General features: G+C 45.7%; 12 protein-coding genes. 8 read left to right on the forward strand and 4 right to left on the reverse strand.

Annotation, left to right across the window (positions count from 1 at the left end):
* Positions 1-283: 283 nt before the first annotated feature.
* Both AC1DU2_RS05025 and AC1DU2_RS05030 read left to right on the forward strand, forming a co-directional pair.
* On the forward strand, positions 284-2,683 hold the full coding sequence (locus AC1DU2_RS05025; RefSeq protein ID WP_477383129.1) for a DUF2339 domain-containing protein: 2,400 nt from the start codon (positions 284-286) through the stop codon (positions 2,681-2,683).
* Positions 2,652-3,881, forward strand: coding sequence for a DUF3999 family protein (locus AC1DU2_RS05030; RefSeq protein WP_477383130.1), 1,230 nt, complete (start codon positions 2,652-2,654; stop codon positions 3,879-3,881). The genes AC1DU2_RS05025 and AC1DU2_RS05030 overlap by 32 nt, the downstream gene beginning before the upstream one ends.
* A 119-nt stretch (positions 3,882-4,000) precedes the next feature.
* Here AC1DU2_RS05030 and AC1DU2_RS05035 read toward each other — a convergent pair whose 3' ends face one another.
* The 4 genes from AC1DU2_RS05035 to AC1DU2_RS05050 all read right to left on the reverse strand — a co-directional run bounded on the left by AC1DU2_RS05035 (position 4,001) and on the right by AC1DU2_RS05050 (position 8,079).
* Positions 4,001-4,504: a hypothetical protein gene (locus AC1DU2_RS05035; RefSeq protein WP_477383131.1), complete on the reverse strand. Its 504-nt coding sequence runs from the start codon at positions 4,502-4,504 to the stop codon at positions 4,001-4,003.
* Positions 4,505-4,711: 207 nt separating this feature from the next.
* Positions 4,712-6,184, reverse strand: a complete 1,473-nt coding sequence (locus AC1DU2_RS05040; protein ID WP_477383132.1) for a phytoene desaturase family protein — start codon at positions 6,182-6,184, stop codon at positions 4,712-4,714.
* A gap of 142 nt (positions 6,185-6,326) precedes the next feature.
* Positions 6,327-7,256, reverse strand: coding sequence for a TIGR01777 family oxidoreductase (locus AC1DU2_RS05045; RefSeq protein ID WP_477383133.1), 930 nt, complete (start codon positions 7,254-7,256; stop codon positions 6,327-6,329).
* A 4-nt stretch (positions 7,257-7,260) separates the two neighbouring features.
* Positions 7,261-8,079, reverse strand: a complete 819-nt coding sequence (locus tag AC1DU2_RS05050) for a thiol-disulfide oxidoreductase DCC family protein (RefSeq protein WP_477383135.1) — start codon at positions 8,077-8,079, stop codon at positions 7,261-7,263.
* Positions 8,080-8,324: 245 nt separating this feature from the next.
* Here AC1DU2_RS05050 and AC1DU2_RS05055 point away from each other — a divergent pair, with 245 nt between their 5' ends.
* The 6 genes from AC1DU2_RS05055 to AC1DU2_RS05080 all read left to right on the forward strand — a co-directional run bounded on the left by AC1DU2_RS05055 (position 8,325) and on the right by AC1DU2_RS05080 (position 14,034).
* Complete coding sequence (locus tag AC1DU2_RS05055) at positions 8,325-8,513, forward strand: hypothetical protein (RefSeq protein WP_477383136.1); 189 nt, start codon at positions 8,325-8,327, stop codon at positions 8,511-8,513.
* Positions 8,514-8,578: 65 nt separating this feature from the next.
* Positions 8,579-9,757 (forward strand): glycoside hydrolase family 172 protein, encoded by a 1,179-nt coding sequence (locus AC1DU2_RS05060; protein ID WP_477383137.1) that lies wholly within the window; start codon positions 8,579-8,581, stop codon positions 9,755-9,757.
* On the forward strand, positions 9,757-10,614 hold the full coding sequence (locus AC1DU2_RS05065; protein ID WP_477383139.1) for a fumarylacetoacetate hydrolase family protein: 858 nt from the start codon (positions 9,757-9,759) through the stop codon (positions 10,612-10,614). Before AC1DU2_RS05060 ends, AC1DU2_RS05065 begins: the two co-directional genes overlap by 1 nt.
* Positions 10,615-10,618: 4 nt before the next feature.
* Entirely contained in the window at positions 10,619-11,860 is a 1,242-nt protein-coding gene (locus AC1DU2_RS05070; protein WP_477383141.1) for a DUF6786 family protein, read from the forward strand.
* Between the two features lie 12 nt (positions 11,861-11,872).
* On the forward strand, positions 11,873-13,132 hold the full coding sequence (fucP, locus tag AC1DU2_RS05075) for an L-fucose:H+ symporter permease (RefSeq protein ID WP_477383143.1): 1,260 nt from the start codon (positions 11,873-11,875) through the stop codon (positions 13,130-13,132).
* A 113-nt stretch (positions 13,133-13,245) separates the two neighbouring features.
* On the forward strand, positions 13,246-14,034 hold the full coding sequence (locus AC1DU2_RS05080; protein ID WP_477383145.1) for an SDR family oxidoreductase: 789 nt from the start codon (positions 13,246-13,248) through the stop codon (positions 14,032-14,034).
* Positions 14,035-14,229: the final 195 nt, after the last annotated feature.

Here is a 14,229-nt window from a genome sequence, read left to right on the forward strand (position 1 = left end):
TTTAGATGCGAGTAAATCGCTATCATTTTAGTGTTAACCATGATAAAATATAATATATTGATTATCAAATATTTATAAATTTCTTATCTGAAATGTGTTAAGTTATGTTAACCCAATCAGATGCACTTGCCTGTGCAGGCAGGCGACGGGTTTACCCGCTTGGATTTGCATGCGGGAGACGTAATTATGCTGCTCTACGTTGAAGAAAGAAACCTCCTTATTTATTTAAAACGCACATTAGTTTCATAATTCCGCTATCTTTAATTTTAATAAACCTAAGGCTATGGATTTTTTTATCGTTGTTTTACTCATATTGATTATTGTTTTAATTGTAAACAACAAAAGCAGCGTTGCCCGCCATATAGAAGCGCTTGAAACCCAGATACTGGAATTAAAGCGGATGATTGAACATTTACGGGTATCCAAACTTACGGAAGAACCGCGCAAACGCGAAGAAGCGGCTCAACCTGTTATCAGAGAAATCCCGGTTGTAAAAGTTCCGGAACCTCCTGTTACACCTATACCGCCACCGGTTCCACCAGCAATAAAACCTGAGCCGGAACCCGTTAAGATTGAAAGGCAACCCGAGGTGATCAGCGATGGCATACCTGTTATTAACCGCCCGGTAAAAACAAACGCACCCACCCCACCGGTACCCGAAGAGCCCCAGCTTTCCTTTTTTGAACGCTACCCCGACCTGGAGAAATTCATCGGCGAAAACCTGGTTAACAAAATAGGTATCGCCATATTAGTGCTGGCCATAGGTTACTTTGTAAAATTCGCTATTGACAGCGGTTGGGTTGGCCCTGCCGGCCGTGTGGGTATTGGCATTGCCTGTGGCGCTATATTGGTAGGCATTGCCCATTGGTTACGCAACAGTTATAAAGCCTTCAGCTCGGTGTTGGCCGGTGGCGGTTTAGCGGTATTTTATTTTACTATAACACTGGCCTATCACCAGTTTAACCTGTTCACTCAAACGGTATCATTCGTAATCCTTATCGTCATTACCATTTTCGCAGTGCTGCTGTCATTGCTTTATGATAAGCAGGAGTTGGCTATCATTGCGCTTGTTGGCGGTTTTGCCAGCCCATTTATGGTGAGCACCGGGAAGGCCAATTACGATGCTTTATTTATTTACCTGCTGATACTGAATACCGGCCTGCTCATCATCGCTTATTATAAAGCATGGCGCGTGCTCAACATGGTGTCTTTCGCGTTTACGGTCATTGTATTTGGTGGGGTGTTGTATACGCTTACGGCGCCAACCTATCATTACGGATTAATTTACGGCAGCATATTTTATGTGCTTTACTTTGCCATCAATGTGGCTAATAACGTTAAGGAGAATAAAAAATTTATCGGTTCGGATTTCAGCATCCTGCTGATCAATACCGGGCTTTATTTTGCGGCCGGCTTGTACCTGCTCACCGCTATGCACCAGGAGCAATTCCGCGGGTTGTTTTGTGTGAGTTTGGCTGTAGTAAACCTTATCCTGTCATACATCCTGTTCCGTAACCGTAAGGTTGATACCAATGTATTGTACCTGCTAATTGGTATTACGCTCACCTTTATATCGCTGGCTGCGCCTATTCAACTTCATGGCAACAGCATTACCCTGTTCTGGGCTGCCGAAACGGTGGTGCTTTACTGGTTGTACCTGCGCTCATCAATTAAATTAATGAAGCTTACCTCGCTTATTTTATGGGTAGCCATGTTATTAAGCCTCTTGATGGACTGGTACCAGATTTACCCCGATCACCTCATTAAGCTTACCATTATTGCCAACAGGGGTTTTATTACAACACTGGTAGCCGCCATCAGCTCGTTCCTGTTATCGGTGCTGGTAAGCCGCGACGAAAACGACGACGCCGGTATAAAATTCAGCAAACATATATTCAGCACCGTAGGGCTGGTCCTATTATTTTTAAGCGGCCTTGTCGAAATTAATCACCAGTTTTTAAACAGGTATCCCGAGGCGTCGCTCAATATATTGTACATAATGCTGTATACGCCGGCTTTTATATTGGGCTATTACCTGGTATCGTTAAAAGTATCAGCAATTCAATTCAGCAACAACATCCGTATAGGTGTCCTTTGGATTTGTATTATCATTTACCTGGTTTTAATGCCACAGTATTTTGGCTTGTTGACAGATATGCTTACCGGCAAAAAAGTACCATCGGGCCATTTTGCAGCGCATTGGATAAGTGCCGCGTTTATCGGCCTGCTATTTTACCGTACCATCCGCCTTTGCCAAACTACTATGGACGATGGCATGAAAACGCTTTTCACCTGGATACTGAGTGCCGGCATCGTAGTATTTTTAAGCCTGGAATTTTGCCTGCTTAGCAACCTGGTATTTTACAGCAAAATGCACTCCATTGAACGGATAGAAACAGTTTACGTTAAAACCACCCTGCCTATATTATGGGGTCTGCTATCATTTGCGCTCATGTGGCTGGGTATGCGTTATAAAATGCGCACCATGCGTATAGTATCGTTAACCCTGTTTTCTATCACGCTGGTTAAACTATTTACTTATGATATTGTAGATATACCACAAGCCGGAAAAATAGCGGCATTCTTTTGCCTAGGTGTTTTGCTGCTCATTATATCCTTTATGTACCAAAAGGTTAAAAAAATTATTGTTGATGATGAAACTGCTAAAAATAAGGAAGACTAACATTGCCTTAACCGCTTTTTTTTGCGGACTGATGTTTACGGCATCGGCACAAAAAAGCTTTAAATATGGCGCTGCCCTGCAACAGGTTGATAGTACCGGCTTTTACCGCATCAGCCTGAAGCCCGGTTTTGTGGCCAAGGCCGGGAACGATATGGCCGATATCCGCATTGCCGATGCCAAGGGCAATTTTGTACCTTATATACAGGCCGGTAGCCTGCCCCAAAAAAACCAGCAAAGCTTTGTGGTATTTAACCGGATAGATACGCGCCTGCCAACCGATACAGGTACCACTTATATTGTTGAAAATAAAACAGGCCTCGCGCTTGATAAGCTGTGGATAAAGCTGCAAAACACCGCAGTACAACGCAAGGTAAACCTAATAGGCAGCGACGACCTGCAGCAATGGTTTGCCATACAGGAAAACATCCCCTTGCAGGAGGCAGTACAAAACAGCGAAGGCACCTACATGCAATTACTCTCGTTCCCGGCCAGCAGTTACCGGTATTTTAAAATATTGGTTGATGATAAAAACAAAACCCCCATTAAGTTTTTGCAGGCCGGTATTTATACCGAATATGCCAAAACGCTGGCTTATACACCTGTGCCCTCGCTTCAGTTTACGCGTGCTGATAGTAACAAAACCACCTTCATCAACATCAAACTAAACGATAATTACCAGGTAAATAAGCTGCATTTAAATATCAGCGCGCCTAAATATTTCAGGCGAAACGTAACGGTGTACCAAATTATTGGCGGTTATAAAGAAGCTGTTGCCGAGGCTGAATTAAACTCAACCAAAAACAACGACCTGCTATTTTCTGCAAAGGCCAGCCAACTGTTATTACAGATTGCCAATGGCGATAACCAGCCATTAACCATTACCGGAATTGATGCCTACCAAACCGATCAATACCTGGTGAGTTATCTTGATGGCAAACAAAGCTACCGCCTGCTGGCCGGCGATTCGACCGCGCAGGCACCCGAATACGACCTGAAGTTTTTTGCCGACAGCATAAAAGATAACATCCCAACCATCAGCCATGGCGCTATTGTTAAAAACAATGCGATTTTGCAGGCCCAAGCCAAAGCAGGCAAGGATTATACGGTATTGATTTGGGCGGCTATTGTAGTTGCTTTGGGGCTATTACTGCTGCTTACTTTGAAAATGACGAAAGAGGTGGGGAAGAAGGATAGCTAATTTCAGTAAATTGTGTCCCCCGATTCTGTATCCTCACAGATCGCTATTCTCCATTTGATGCGGTAAACTGAGAGCATACCGGTAAGATGCTTGTGGAGACACGGGCATTGGGAGGAAATTTAACTACTAAAATTTAGCACTTGTGTTTTAAGATAATGCTCAATTACAAGTTTGGCCTCTTCTATATTTTGTATTCCTATCTGGATTTTTTCGCCATTTTTAAATATAATCTGAATACCATTATTAGCTTTTAAGTTATACCCCATTCCGTTTTTATGAGTGCTTCTTAATCTTAAAAAGCGATCGCGGATAAACACCTGGTCAATATTATCCCATTTACATAGTATTTCGACTTTTGAAGGCCTCTCCTTCAGAAAGATGCCTTGCTCGTCAATTTTTATAACCAAGCTTTTAAAAAATACATATATATCCACCACGATCATAATACCGCAACCGCCAAAAAGTCCAATTCCTATACCAGCCGGGATAGAATTAACCGGTGCGATTAATGAATAGGTAAGTCCCGCAACAAAAACTACTGATAGTATAATTGCGATAAACTTTGCCCCTGGAGTATCAAATTTTTGAGTTTCGGTGAATATCCTATCTGAATTAAAAGACATGATTTTTTAAATATGTTGGTTGAAGATATGTAAAACGTACCGAAATGAAAAGGCAACCCGAAAAGATGGCTTTAACGGTGAAAAAAGAAGTGGCATACTTCCCTTCCCCGATCTGTGTCCTCACAGATAGATATTATCCAGTTGATCCGGTAAACCGACGTTATACCTGCAAGATGCCAGTGAGGATACAGGCATCGGGGAGGTAAATTACTCCTTCAGGAGTTGATCGGCCACGATTTTGCTGCCTACAATACAGGCTACGGTTCCAAGTCCGGGCCAGGTGGTATCGCCCACCATTCTAAAATTTTTTACGCCAATATCGTGGGGCATGGCCTTGAAATTTGAATTGTGTAAATTTTGCCTAACGCCTCCAACTGTGCCATTTATCCTGCCTGTAAATCGCTGATAGGTTCGGGGAGTACCCACCTGGTATACGATGGCGTTTGTTCCCAACTGCGGATAGATCCGCTTGGCCAGGGCGACCAAATGGTTTCCTATATTTTCTTTTTTTAACTGGTATTCTTCTTCGTTAAGATTTTGCCATTCAGCAAGTTTACAATGAGTGGAAATCATTACCGACCTATACCCTTCAGGCGCACTATCTGTGTCGCCGGCGGCCGAAACAGAAATGAACATATTATTCCCGTTGCCTAATGGCAAATCATAATTGTAAAATAGCTGGTGGTGTGTAAGATCCTGGCAGGCTATCTCAGATTCGGGCACACCCAAAAAAACGACTACTGCACTTTCATAGCGATCTTTATCCCTTTTAACATACTGCTCTAAAACTTGCTTTATGTTAGGCGGGGCAATGACCATGGTATTTTCGGCCGGTATCGCACTTATTACCTGGCGGGCCCTGAATTTTCCTTTTCTTGTTATCAGAACATATTCTTTATCCACCATCTCCAATTTTTCAACCTGTTGACCAACCAACAGTACGCCGCCCAATTTTTTATAATGTGCTGCTAAATTTACCCAAAAGCCTCTCATCCCGCCCTTTGCCCTTCGTAACCCTGCACCCCTGATAGTTATCCCGAGCGCTGCATTGATTAATGGGGCCTCCTCCAGCGCGCTGTTTACCGTATCTTCTACCAGCATTGATAATACGGCTTTTAATTCCCGGTCGTTTTCAAGACCATATTTCTTTAATATATCTGCCACGGTGTAATTCAAAAAACGTGCTAACGATATATTACCAATGCCAATTGCCCTGGCAGCACGTAAAGCATCTGCAACATTTTGAATAGGTAGCTTGATACCTTTGCGGCTTGCATTCCAAAAAACCAATGCCATTTTATCCATCAGCGCCCAGAATTTAAGATGAGCAGGTGAATTTCCCAATTTTTCTGCCCTTTCCTGGTGCCATTTACTTTTGTCGCGATATAAGTGGATTGATTTATTGGGCAGCCATAATTGATAATCCAAAGGCTCCGATTCGGGCATTTGTAAACCGACGGCACCAAGCAATTCGCCGCCAATGCCACCTGGTTCAAAATCAACAAGCGTGGTTGCACCAACATCAAAACTAAATCCCTTTTTGGAATAAAAGCCGGCGCAGCCGCCAGGCTGGCCATGTGCCTCTAAAATTAAGGTTGATTTACCTGCCGCCTGGAGTCTCATTGCGGTTGCCATACCAGCAATGCCACATCCTATTATGGCTACGTCGTAATTGTGCATTTGCCAAGATAAATTAATATAACACTTCTTTTTTCCGCGATCTGTGTCCTCACAAATCGCTATCCTTTTGTTGATCCGGTAAGCCGACAGCATAGAGGCGAGATGCCTGTAAGGACACTGGCATAGGGAATAGAGACGATCCCTACCCCCTTATACTCAATATATCATGTATTGCATGCTCAGCCTTTTGATACTGAAAGGTAAACCCGGCATCCATTAAACGCTGCGGTTTCACCCAACGGCTTTTTAATATTAGTTCCGATTCGGTGCCAATAACCAGGGCGCCAATCTCCAACAGCCATTGTGGTGCGGGCAGGCCAACAGGCATACCATATGCTTTGCGGATGAGTTGCATAAAATCGGCGTTCTTTTCGGCATACGGTGCGGCACAATTGTATACGCCTTCCGTTTCAGGATGATCAAGCAAAAATTGGGTACTGCGGGCTACATCGTGCTCATGCACCCAGGCCAGGTATTGTTGCCCATCACCTTGTTTGCCGCCCATTCCCATTTTTACCAGGTTAAGCAAGCGCGGAAAAACACTGCCGCTGCGGCCAAGGGCGATACCCAGCCGCAAAGCTACTTTACGGGTTTCAGGTGTTTCGCACTTAAAGAAAGTGCTTTCCCAAATGTTGCATACGTCGATGCTGAAACCGTAACCTATCTCGCCGGTTGCTTCGTCCTGCGGATGGTCTTCGGCATGGCGGTAAATAGTGGCAGAGGTAATGTTGATCCACAACTTTGGCGGATCAACCATTTTATGGATCACATCGCCCAACAGTTTGGTAGGCGTAACACGTGAGGCGATGATCGCGGCCTTGTTCTTTTTGGTATAGCGGCAGTTTACGTTTTTACCGCAAAGGTTAATAAGCATATCGGCGTGAATGAGCTGCACAGTCCAGCCGTTTTCTGTTTTGCCATCCCAAACTACCGTGCGGATGTTGCCGACAGCCGGGGCTTGCTTGCGGGCCAGGATAATGACCTCATCGGCCAAATCTTTGTAATATTTGGCCAGCACAGTACCCAGGTAACCATTGCCACCCGCCAGTACTATTTTTTTGTACGCTTTCATGATATCAGTTTAGGATAAGAATCAATAAAATAACACGGTAAGTTACCCAGCTGATGGTCATTCCCCAGCCCAATTGCAGTAGTTTTGTACGGCGAATATGCTCCAAAAACATCAGCCCGGCCACTCCTACAAAGAACAACGTACAAATCAATGGCCCGGGATGAAACCAATGGTTAACAGCAAGCGGGATAAGCAATAGCAAACTACCTGCAAAAGATATGGTCATCATGTTGCCCATGTAGGTCCAGATTTTGTCTTTAGCGTAAATGCCGATCACAACACCTTGTACCAATACCTGCCCGCCGCAAATGAGGTATTCGCGGTAAGCATTGCCCGGCGGTACCATGCCCACCAGCAAATTCGCGTAACGGGTTAATATAAACGCGGTACAAAACCAGGTAAACAGCAGATAAACTATTCTGTAATGGAGTTTAAAAGAAGGTTTGTAAGCAAAATCCGTGGCCTCATGAACAGGCGGAATAATTACCCTCCTGTTGTAGGAGATAAAAGCGTAAATCTTGCTCATGAGCCAAATAAAAGGTTTAAAAGCAAACAAAGGGGTAAATATGGGCCAGGCGTTGCCCAGTATTTTAAACAGGCTTTTGATACCATAAGTAACCTCGCCGCTTTTAAGGTTAATGAGGGCAATTTCGTTAACTGCCCTTTGCCTGTCATAAACCGGGCAGGTGTTTTGGGGCATGGTTTGGTAAGCAGCCCTGCCGCCATCATCAAGCATGCCGGGCTTTACAAAGGCTTTGGTATAAACACTACACATGGGACATTCGGCATCGAAAAGGATCATGTGGTTATTAAGCGTTTTCATTGTTGCGGGTTTTACTATTCCTGATTGACGACACAAAGGTATAGTTTATTTTATATTTTCAATAATTATTGAAAATATAAAATTTGAACGTTTTACTTAAGGAAAAGAAACTTTTAAACCCGGTCAGGCTATCTGCAATTATCCAAAATCCACAAAGCTTTTCACGGTTGTAAGGGATAAAACAACACTCTTTACAATTATCAGGATTGGTCAGGCTATCTTGCATAATTATCGCAACTGCAAGAATGAAAAAGGTGGGCTTTATTGGCATGCCTGAGCCTGGCACGGAAAAGATTTTGCGTGGATTAGTCCCCATGCTAATATCCTTGAAGTTTATGCTAATAAAGCGGGTTGTAATAAAAAAAATTATCTTTATGATTGTGACCGGCTTTGGGCTTATTGTGCATAAAGCAAGCGTTACAGCATATAAATAAGGTATTGCATTTTACCAATTGATGCATTATTGATTTTTTACTAACAAATAACCTATGTTTTTAAGATGAAAAATTATGTTTTGTTATTGTTAAGCTGGATGTTTGTTTTACTGGCAGCACCGGCTGCGTTTGCCCAAAAAAAGTTTAATGGCCTTGATGTTGGCCTGGGCAACCTGTACCGCACCAGCGATGCCAAAACCCGGTCGATAAGTCCGGAGAATTTTAATGGTGAAAAAGGTAAAGGCGGTATGGCCACTACCGGTACGGGAGGTAACGCATCGCGCGATTTGGGTCAAACCTGGAAGGTGAGCCCAAGTGTAGTGATCAAAAAACACACCACATTTACCATTGCCGAAATTAACGAAAGTGGTGCCATTCAGCACATCTGGATGACGCCTACAGGCAACTGGCGCTACAGCATCCTTCGCTTTTACTGGGACGACGAAACCACCCCATCTGTTGAGGTACCCGTTGGCGACTTTTTTTGCATGGGCTGGGGTAAGTATTCGCCCCTCGCCAGTTTAGCCGTGGCTGTTAACCCGGGCAGTGCTTTTAACTGCTACTGGCCTATGCCATTCCGCAAAAAATGCCGCATCACCATGGAAAATATTGATGATAACGATATGGTGCTCTATTACCAGGTTGATTATACGCTTACAGATATTCCGGATGATGCGGGTTACTTTCATGCGCAGTTTCGCCGTACCAATCCCCTGCCCTATAAAAAAGATTATGTTTTGGTGGATAGTATTGTAGGCAAGGGACAGTATGTGGGCACTTATTTAGCCTATGGCAGCCACAAAAACGGCTGGTGGGGCGAGGGCGAGATTAAGTTTTTTATGGATGGCGATACYAAATTCCCTACTATAAACGGCACCGGTACCGAGGATTATTTTTGCGGATCATATGACTTTGATACCCGCCACAAGGACGCCAACGGCAAAGAGAAGAACGAAACCGAATACACCGAATTTAATACGCCCTACAGCGGCCTTGCCCAGGTAATTGGCGGCGACGGCCACTATACCGTAGCCCAGCGCTTTGGCCTATACCGCTGGCATATTGTTGATCCCATCAGGTTTGAAAAAAGCCTGAAAGTAACCATCCAGGCACTGGGCTGGCGACACGATGGGCGGTATATGCCTTTGCAGGACGATATTGCATCTACCGTGTTTTGGTACCAGACCGGCCCAACTAACCCATTCCCCAAATTACCGTCGCGCGACGAACTTGAAGTAAACTGATGAAGCTATACAAAATTGCCAAAGGCATCCTGCTGGAGCATGAAGGTGCCGCTTACATTATTGATGACAGCTGGGATAAACTGGTAAACCGCGATAACCTGGCCGCCTACCTGCAATCCGTTATTGACGATACTACGCCGTTAACTGCCGGTGTACACCAGGAATTTACCAACAGCCAGGCGCTGCCGCCCATTGGCACACAGGAGGTTTGGGCTGCCGGCGTAACCTATTTAAAAAGTCGCGACGCCCGGATGGAAGAATCAGAAAGCTCGGGCGGTGCCAGTTTATACGATAAGGTTTATGATGCCGCAAGGCCCGAACTGTTTTTTAAAGCCACGCACTACAGGGTGAGCGGCCATGGCGGAGAGGTGTACATCCGCAAAGATTCGGAATGGAACGTGCCCGAACCCGAGCTAACACTGTACATCAACAGCAAAGGCAATATCCAGGGCTATACCATCGGCAACGATATGAGTTCGCGCAGTATTGAGGGCGAAAATGCCTTGTACCTGCCACAAGCCAAAATCTACGAAAAAAGTGCCGCGCTCGGCCCATGCTTATATGTAAGTGCAGAGCCATTGCCTGCTGATTCGGCCATCAAACTGCTTATCAAAAGCGACGGCGCCGCGGTGTACCAGGATGAAACCACCATATCGCGCATAAAACGCTCTTTTACCGAACTGGTGGGCTATTTATATGCCGAGTGCGATTTTCCGCAGGGCTGTTACCTCATGACGGGTACCTGCCTGGTGCCGCCGCCAACGTTTACTTTGCAGCAGGGCGATGAGGTTTATATTACGATAGACCACATCGGCACTATGATCAACACCATCGGCATTAACCCAAAACATAAGTAAGCCAATGAGGAATCTGAAGATAGCTTATTTTATGCTGATAGCTGCAAGCCTTAATTCCTGCACCATGCGAATGCCGGATGCCTTACCCGGAGAATTCCGTTATGATCGTCTCTTTTTAGAAAAACACGATAAAGGTCTTATTCTTTTAATTACGAAAGACTTAAATAGCGCAATCCTGGTTTCGCCAAAATACCAGGCCAAGGTGTTTACATCAACAGCTGATGGGATTACCTTTGGGAAAAGTTTTGGCTGGATAAAATACGAAACCTTCGACCTGAAACAACCCGACCCGCATATGAACGCTTTTGGCGGCGAAGACAGGCTTTGGCTTGGCCCCGAGGGAGGCAGGTTCTCGCTGTTCTTTAAACCGGGTACCAAAATGGATTTTGATAACTGGCATACCCCGGCCGCGGTTGATAATGAAAGCTGGCAACTGGTTTCCTCGTCGGATACCAGGGTATCTATGAGCAAAGCTACCCGGCTGCAAAACTATGCGGGCACGCAGCTGGATATCAAACTCGACAGGGACATCGAGATCCTGGAACCGGAAGCGATTAAGCAGTTGCTGGGCATTAGCCCGGATTCCACTATAAAAATGGTTGGCTTCAGTACTATAAATACCATTACCAACACCGGCAGAACAGCCTGGAACGAAACCACCGGCGCCCCCTGCCTCTGGAACCTGGATATGTTTACCCCATCGCCCAAAACAGTTATTGTGGTACCTTACATTGATAGCGCAACAGGCAAGGTTGCCACCACCAATTATTTTGGCGAGATTGCTAAAGACCGCGTCAACTACAACAAAGGCATCCTGTTGTTTAAGGCCGATGGCAAATCGCGCGGCAAACTGGGCATCCCGCCAAACCGGGCCAAAAATATGGCCGGCAGCTATGATGCCAGCAACCGGGTGTTAACCGTCACCGTTTTTGATATCGACAGCAGCGCCAAATACCTTAACCAGGAGTGGAAAACCGACACGGCCCCCTTCAGCGGCGACGCGGTAAACGCCTATAACGACGGCCCCCTGGCAGATGGCAAACAGATGGGCCCTTTTTACGAAATTGAAAGCGTATCGCCCCCCGCTTTTTTAAAACCCGGCCAAAAGCTGGCGCACAAACACAGCGTATTCCACTTTACCGGGGATGAAAAAGCGCTTAACACCATCGCCCTGAAAACCCTGGGAGTTTCAATAAAAGATATTACATCAGCATTAAATAAAAGCAACCCGATAAACCAATTATAACAAAACCCAATTATGTCAAAAGACAAAAAATTATTTGCCGTTGGCCTCATCACTTCCCTGTTTTTTGTGTGGGGATTTGCATTAAATTTAAACCCTATACTCATCCCCCACCTCAAAAAAGCTTGCCAATTAACGGATCTGCAATCGTCCCTCGTCGATTCGGCTTCGTATATCGGTTATTTTGTAATGGCTATACCCGCAGGGCTGTTCATGAAAAAATTTGGATATAAGGGCGGTATTATTGTGGGGCTAACGCTTTGCGCATTAGGCGCCTTTTTGTTTTATCCTGCGGCTTCGGTACGCAGTTACGCATTCTTTCTCACCGCTTTGTTCATCATCGCCTGCGGACTGGCATTCCTGGAAACTGCCGCCAACCCTTACATGACCGCTCTTGGTGATCCCGAAAGCGCCGCCTTTCGCCTCAACTTCGCGCAATCATTTAACGGATTGGCGGCTACCGTTGCCCCTTATGTAGGCGGACTATTTATCCTATCCGAAACCAATTTAACTGCCGACCAGGAAAAAAGTATGGGGACCTCGCAATTGGCGCAGTACCTTAATAAAGAGGCATCAGCTGTGCAGGTGCCCTTTTTAATCATCGGGGCAGTTGTTTTGCTGCTGGCCATTATCCTGTATAAAACCTCGCTGCCCGAGATTACCGACGAGGAAGAAACCGTTACCCCATCACACGCCGAAACCTCGGCTAAAACCAAAAACCTGGTGCTCGGCGTTATCGCCCAGTTTTTTTACGTGGGTGCCCAGGTTTGTGTAAGCAGCTTTTTTATCCGCTTTGCGGGTAAGGTGGCGGGCATCGCCCAAAAACCGGCGTCGGTGTTTTTGGCTATTGCTTTAGCAGGTTTTATGTCGGGCAGGTTTATCGGCACTTTTTTGATGAAGTACATCCGCCCGGCCAAACTGCTGGCCATTTACAGTGTAATTAATATTTTCCTGGTGGTGCTGGCTGTAGTATTGCATGGCAAACTGGCGGTGTATGCTTTGATGGGGGTTGAGTTTTTTATGTCAATCATGTTCCCAACCATATTTTCGCTAAGTATCCGGGGGCTGGGGCCAAAAACCAAACTGGGCTCGTCGTTGGTTATTATGGCCATTGTGGGTGGCGCGGTTTTTCCGCCAATACTAGGTTTGGTATCAGATATATCCAACATCCAATTGGCATATCTGGTACCTGCTGTTTGCTTTGTGTTTGTACTTTATTTTGCATTAACCAACCTGCGGGTTAAGGACAAGGTTGACATGACCGTTGCACATTAACCATGTAGCACATTAATAACAAAGTTGATAGCGATATAATACAGTAAAAAATAAATGCTTCTTCAAGTCTCCTCCTTCAGGGGGAGATTTAGAGGGGGCTTAATCCATATACCATGAATTTACAACTTACAGATAAAGTAATTATAGTAACAGGCGGCGCAAAAGGCATAGGCGAGGGCATTGTTAAAGTTTTGGCTGCCGAGGGCGCCATCCCGGTTATTGTAGGCCGTAGCGAGGCGGATAACCTTAAAGTGGTTCATGAAATTGAAGTCGCCGGTGGCCGGGCATTCCAGGTTGCTGCCGAACTTACCGACCCTAAGGCCAATGAAAACGCCATTACCGCCACTGTAGCCAAATATGGCCGAGTAGACGGCCTGGTGAACAACGCCGGCGTAAACGACGGTGTAGGCCTGGAAGACGGTAACTACGAGGCGTTCATCGCATCGCTGCATAAAAATGTGGTGCACTATTACCTGATGGCCCATTACGCCCTGCCCGAGTTGATCAAATCCAAAGGCGCTATCGTCAACATTACCTCTAAAACTGCCGACACCGGCCAGGGTCACACCTCGGGATACGCGGCGGCAAACGGCGGGCGTAATGCCTTAACCCGCGAGTGGGCTGTAGAGCTGTTGAAATACGGGATCCGTGTAAACGCCGTTGTAGTGGCCGAGTGCTGGACCCCGCTGTACGAAACCTGGCTAAACAAAATGACCGACCCGGAAGCCAAGCTCAAAGAAATTCAATCAAAAATCCCCCTGGGCAACCGCATGACCACCGCCGAAGAGCTGGCCAACACTACCGCCTTCCTGCTCTCGCCCGTATCCAGCCATACCACCGGCCAACTGGTATACGTCGACGGCGGCTACACACACTTGGATAGGGCGCTGGCAAACGCTTAAAATAGAATCAAGAGTTAAGACTTTTGAACGCTGGCTAATACCCACCCGGCGACCTCGATTTTATCGGGGCGTCACCTTCTCTTCGACTGGGGTGTAAAAGTATTTAAGGCACTCAATATCAATATATTACAGAAAAAAAACAAATAATAAAATTTCACGCCCCTCTTTCCAACGAAGTTGAAGAGAGGGTGCCCA

The organism is Mucilaginibacter sp. P4_C11 (assembly GCF_056402115.1).

Coding starts and splice junctions, on each gene's coding strand:
- AC1DU2_RS05065 (WP_477383139.1), top strand. CDS start 9,757: ATGAAGCTATACAAAATTGCCAAAGGCATCCTGCTGGAGCATGAAGGT.
- AC1DU2_RS05050 (WP_477383135.1), bottom strand. CDS start 8,079: ATGAAAACGCTTAATAACCACATGATCCTTTTCGATGCCGAATGTCCC.
- AC1DU2_RS05025 (WP_477383129.1), top strand. CDS start 284: ATGGATTTTTTTATCGTTGTTTTACTCATATTGATTATTGTTTTAATT.
- AC1DU2_RS05040 (WP_477383132.1), bottom strand. CDS start 6,184: ATGCACAATTACGACGTAGCCATAATAGGATGTGGCATTGCTGGTATG.
- AC1DU2_RS05055 (WP_477383136.1), top strand. CDS start 8,325: ATGAAAAAGGTGGGCTTTATTGGCATGCCTGAGCCTGGCACGGAAAAG.
- AC1DU2_RS05070 (WP_477383141.1), top strand. CDS start 10,619: ATGAGGAATCTGAAGATAGCTTATTTTATGCTGATAGCTGCAAGCCTT.
- AC1DU2_RS05045 (WP_477383133.1), bottom strand. CDS start 7,256: ATGAAAGCGTACAAAAAAATAGTACTGGCGGGTGGCAATGGTTACCTG.
- AC1DU2_RS05080 (WP_477383145.1), top strand. CDS start 13,246: ATGAATTTACAACTTACAGATAAAGTAATTATAGTAACAGGCGGCGCA.
- AC1DU2_RS05030 (WP_477383130.1), top strand. CDS start 2,652: ATGATGAAACTGCTAAAAATAAGGAAGACTAACATTGCCTTAACCGCT.
- AC1DU2_RS05035 (WP_477383131.1), bottom strand. CDS start 4,504: ATGTCTTTTAATTCAGATAGGATATTCACCGAAACTCAAAAATTTGAT.
- fucP (WP_477383143.1), top strand. CDS start 11,873: ATGTCAAAAGACAAAAAATTATTTGCCGTTGGCCTCATCACTTCCCTG.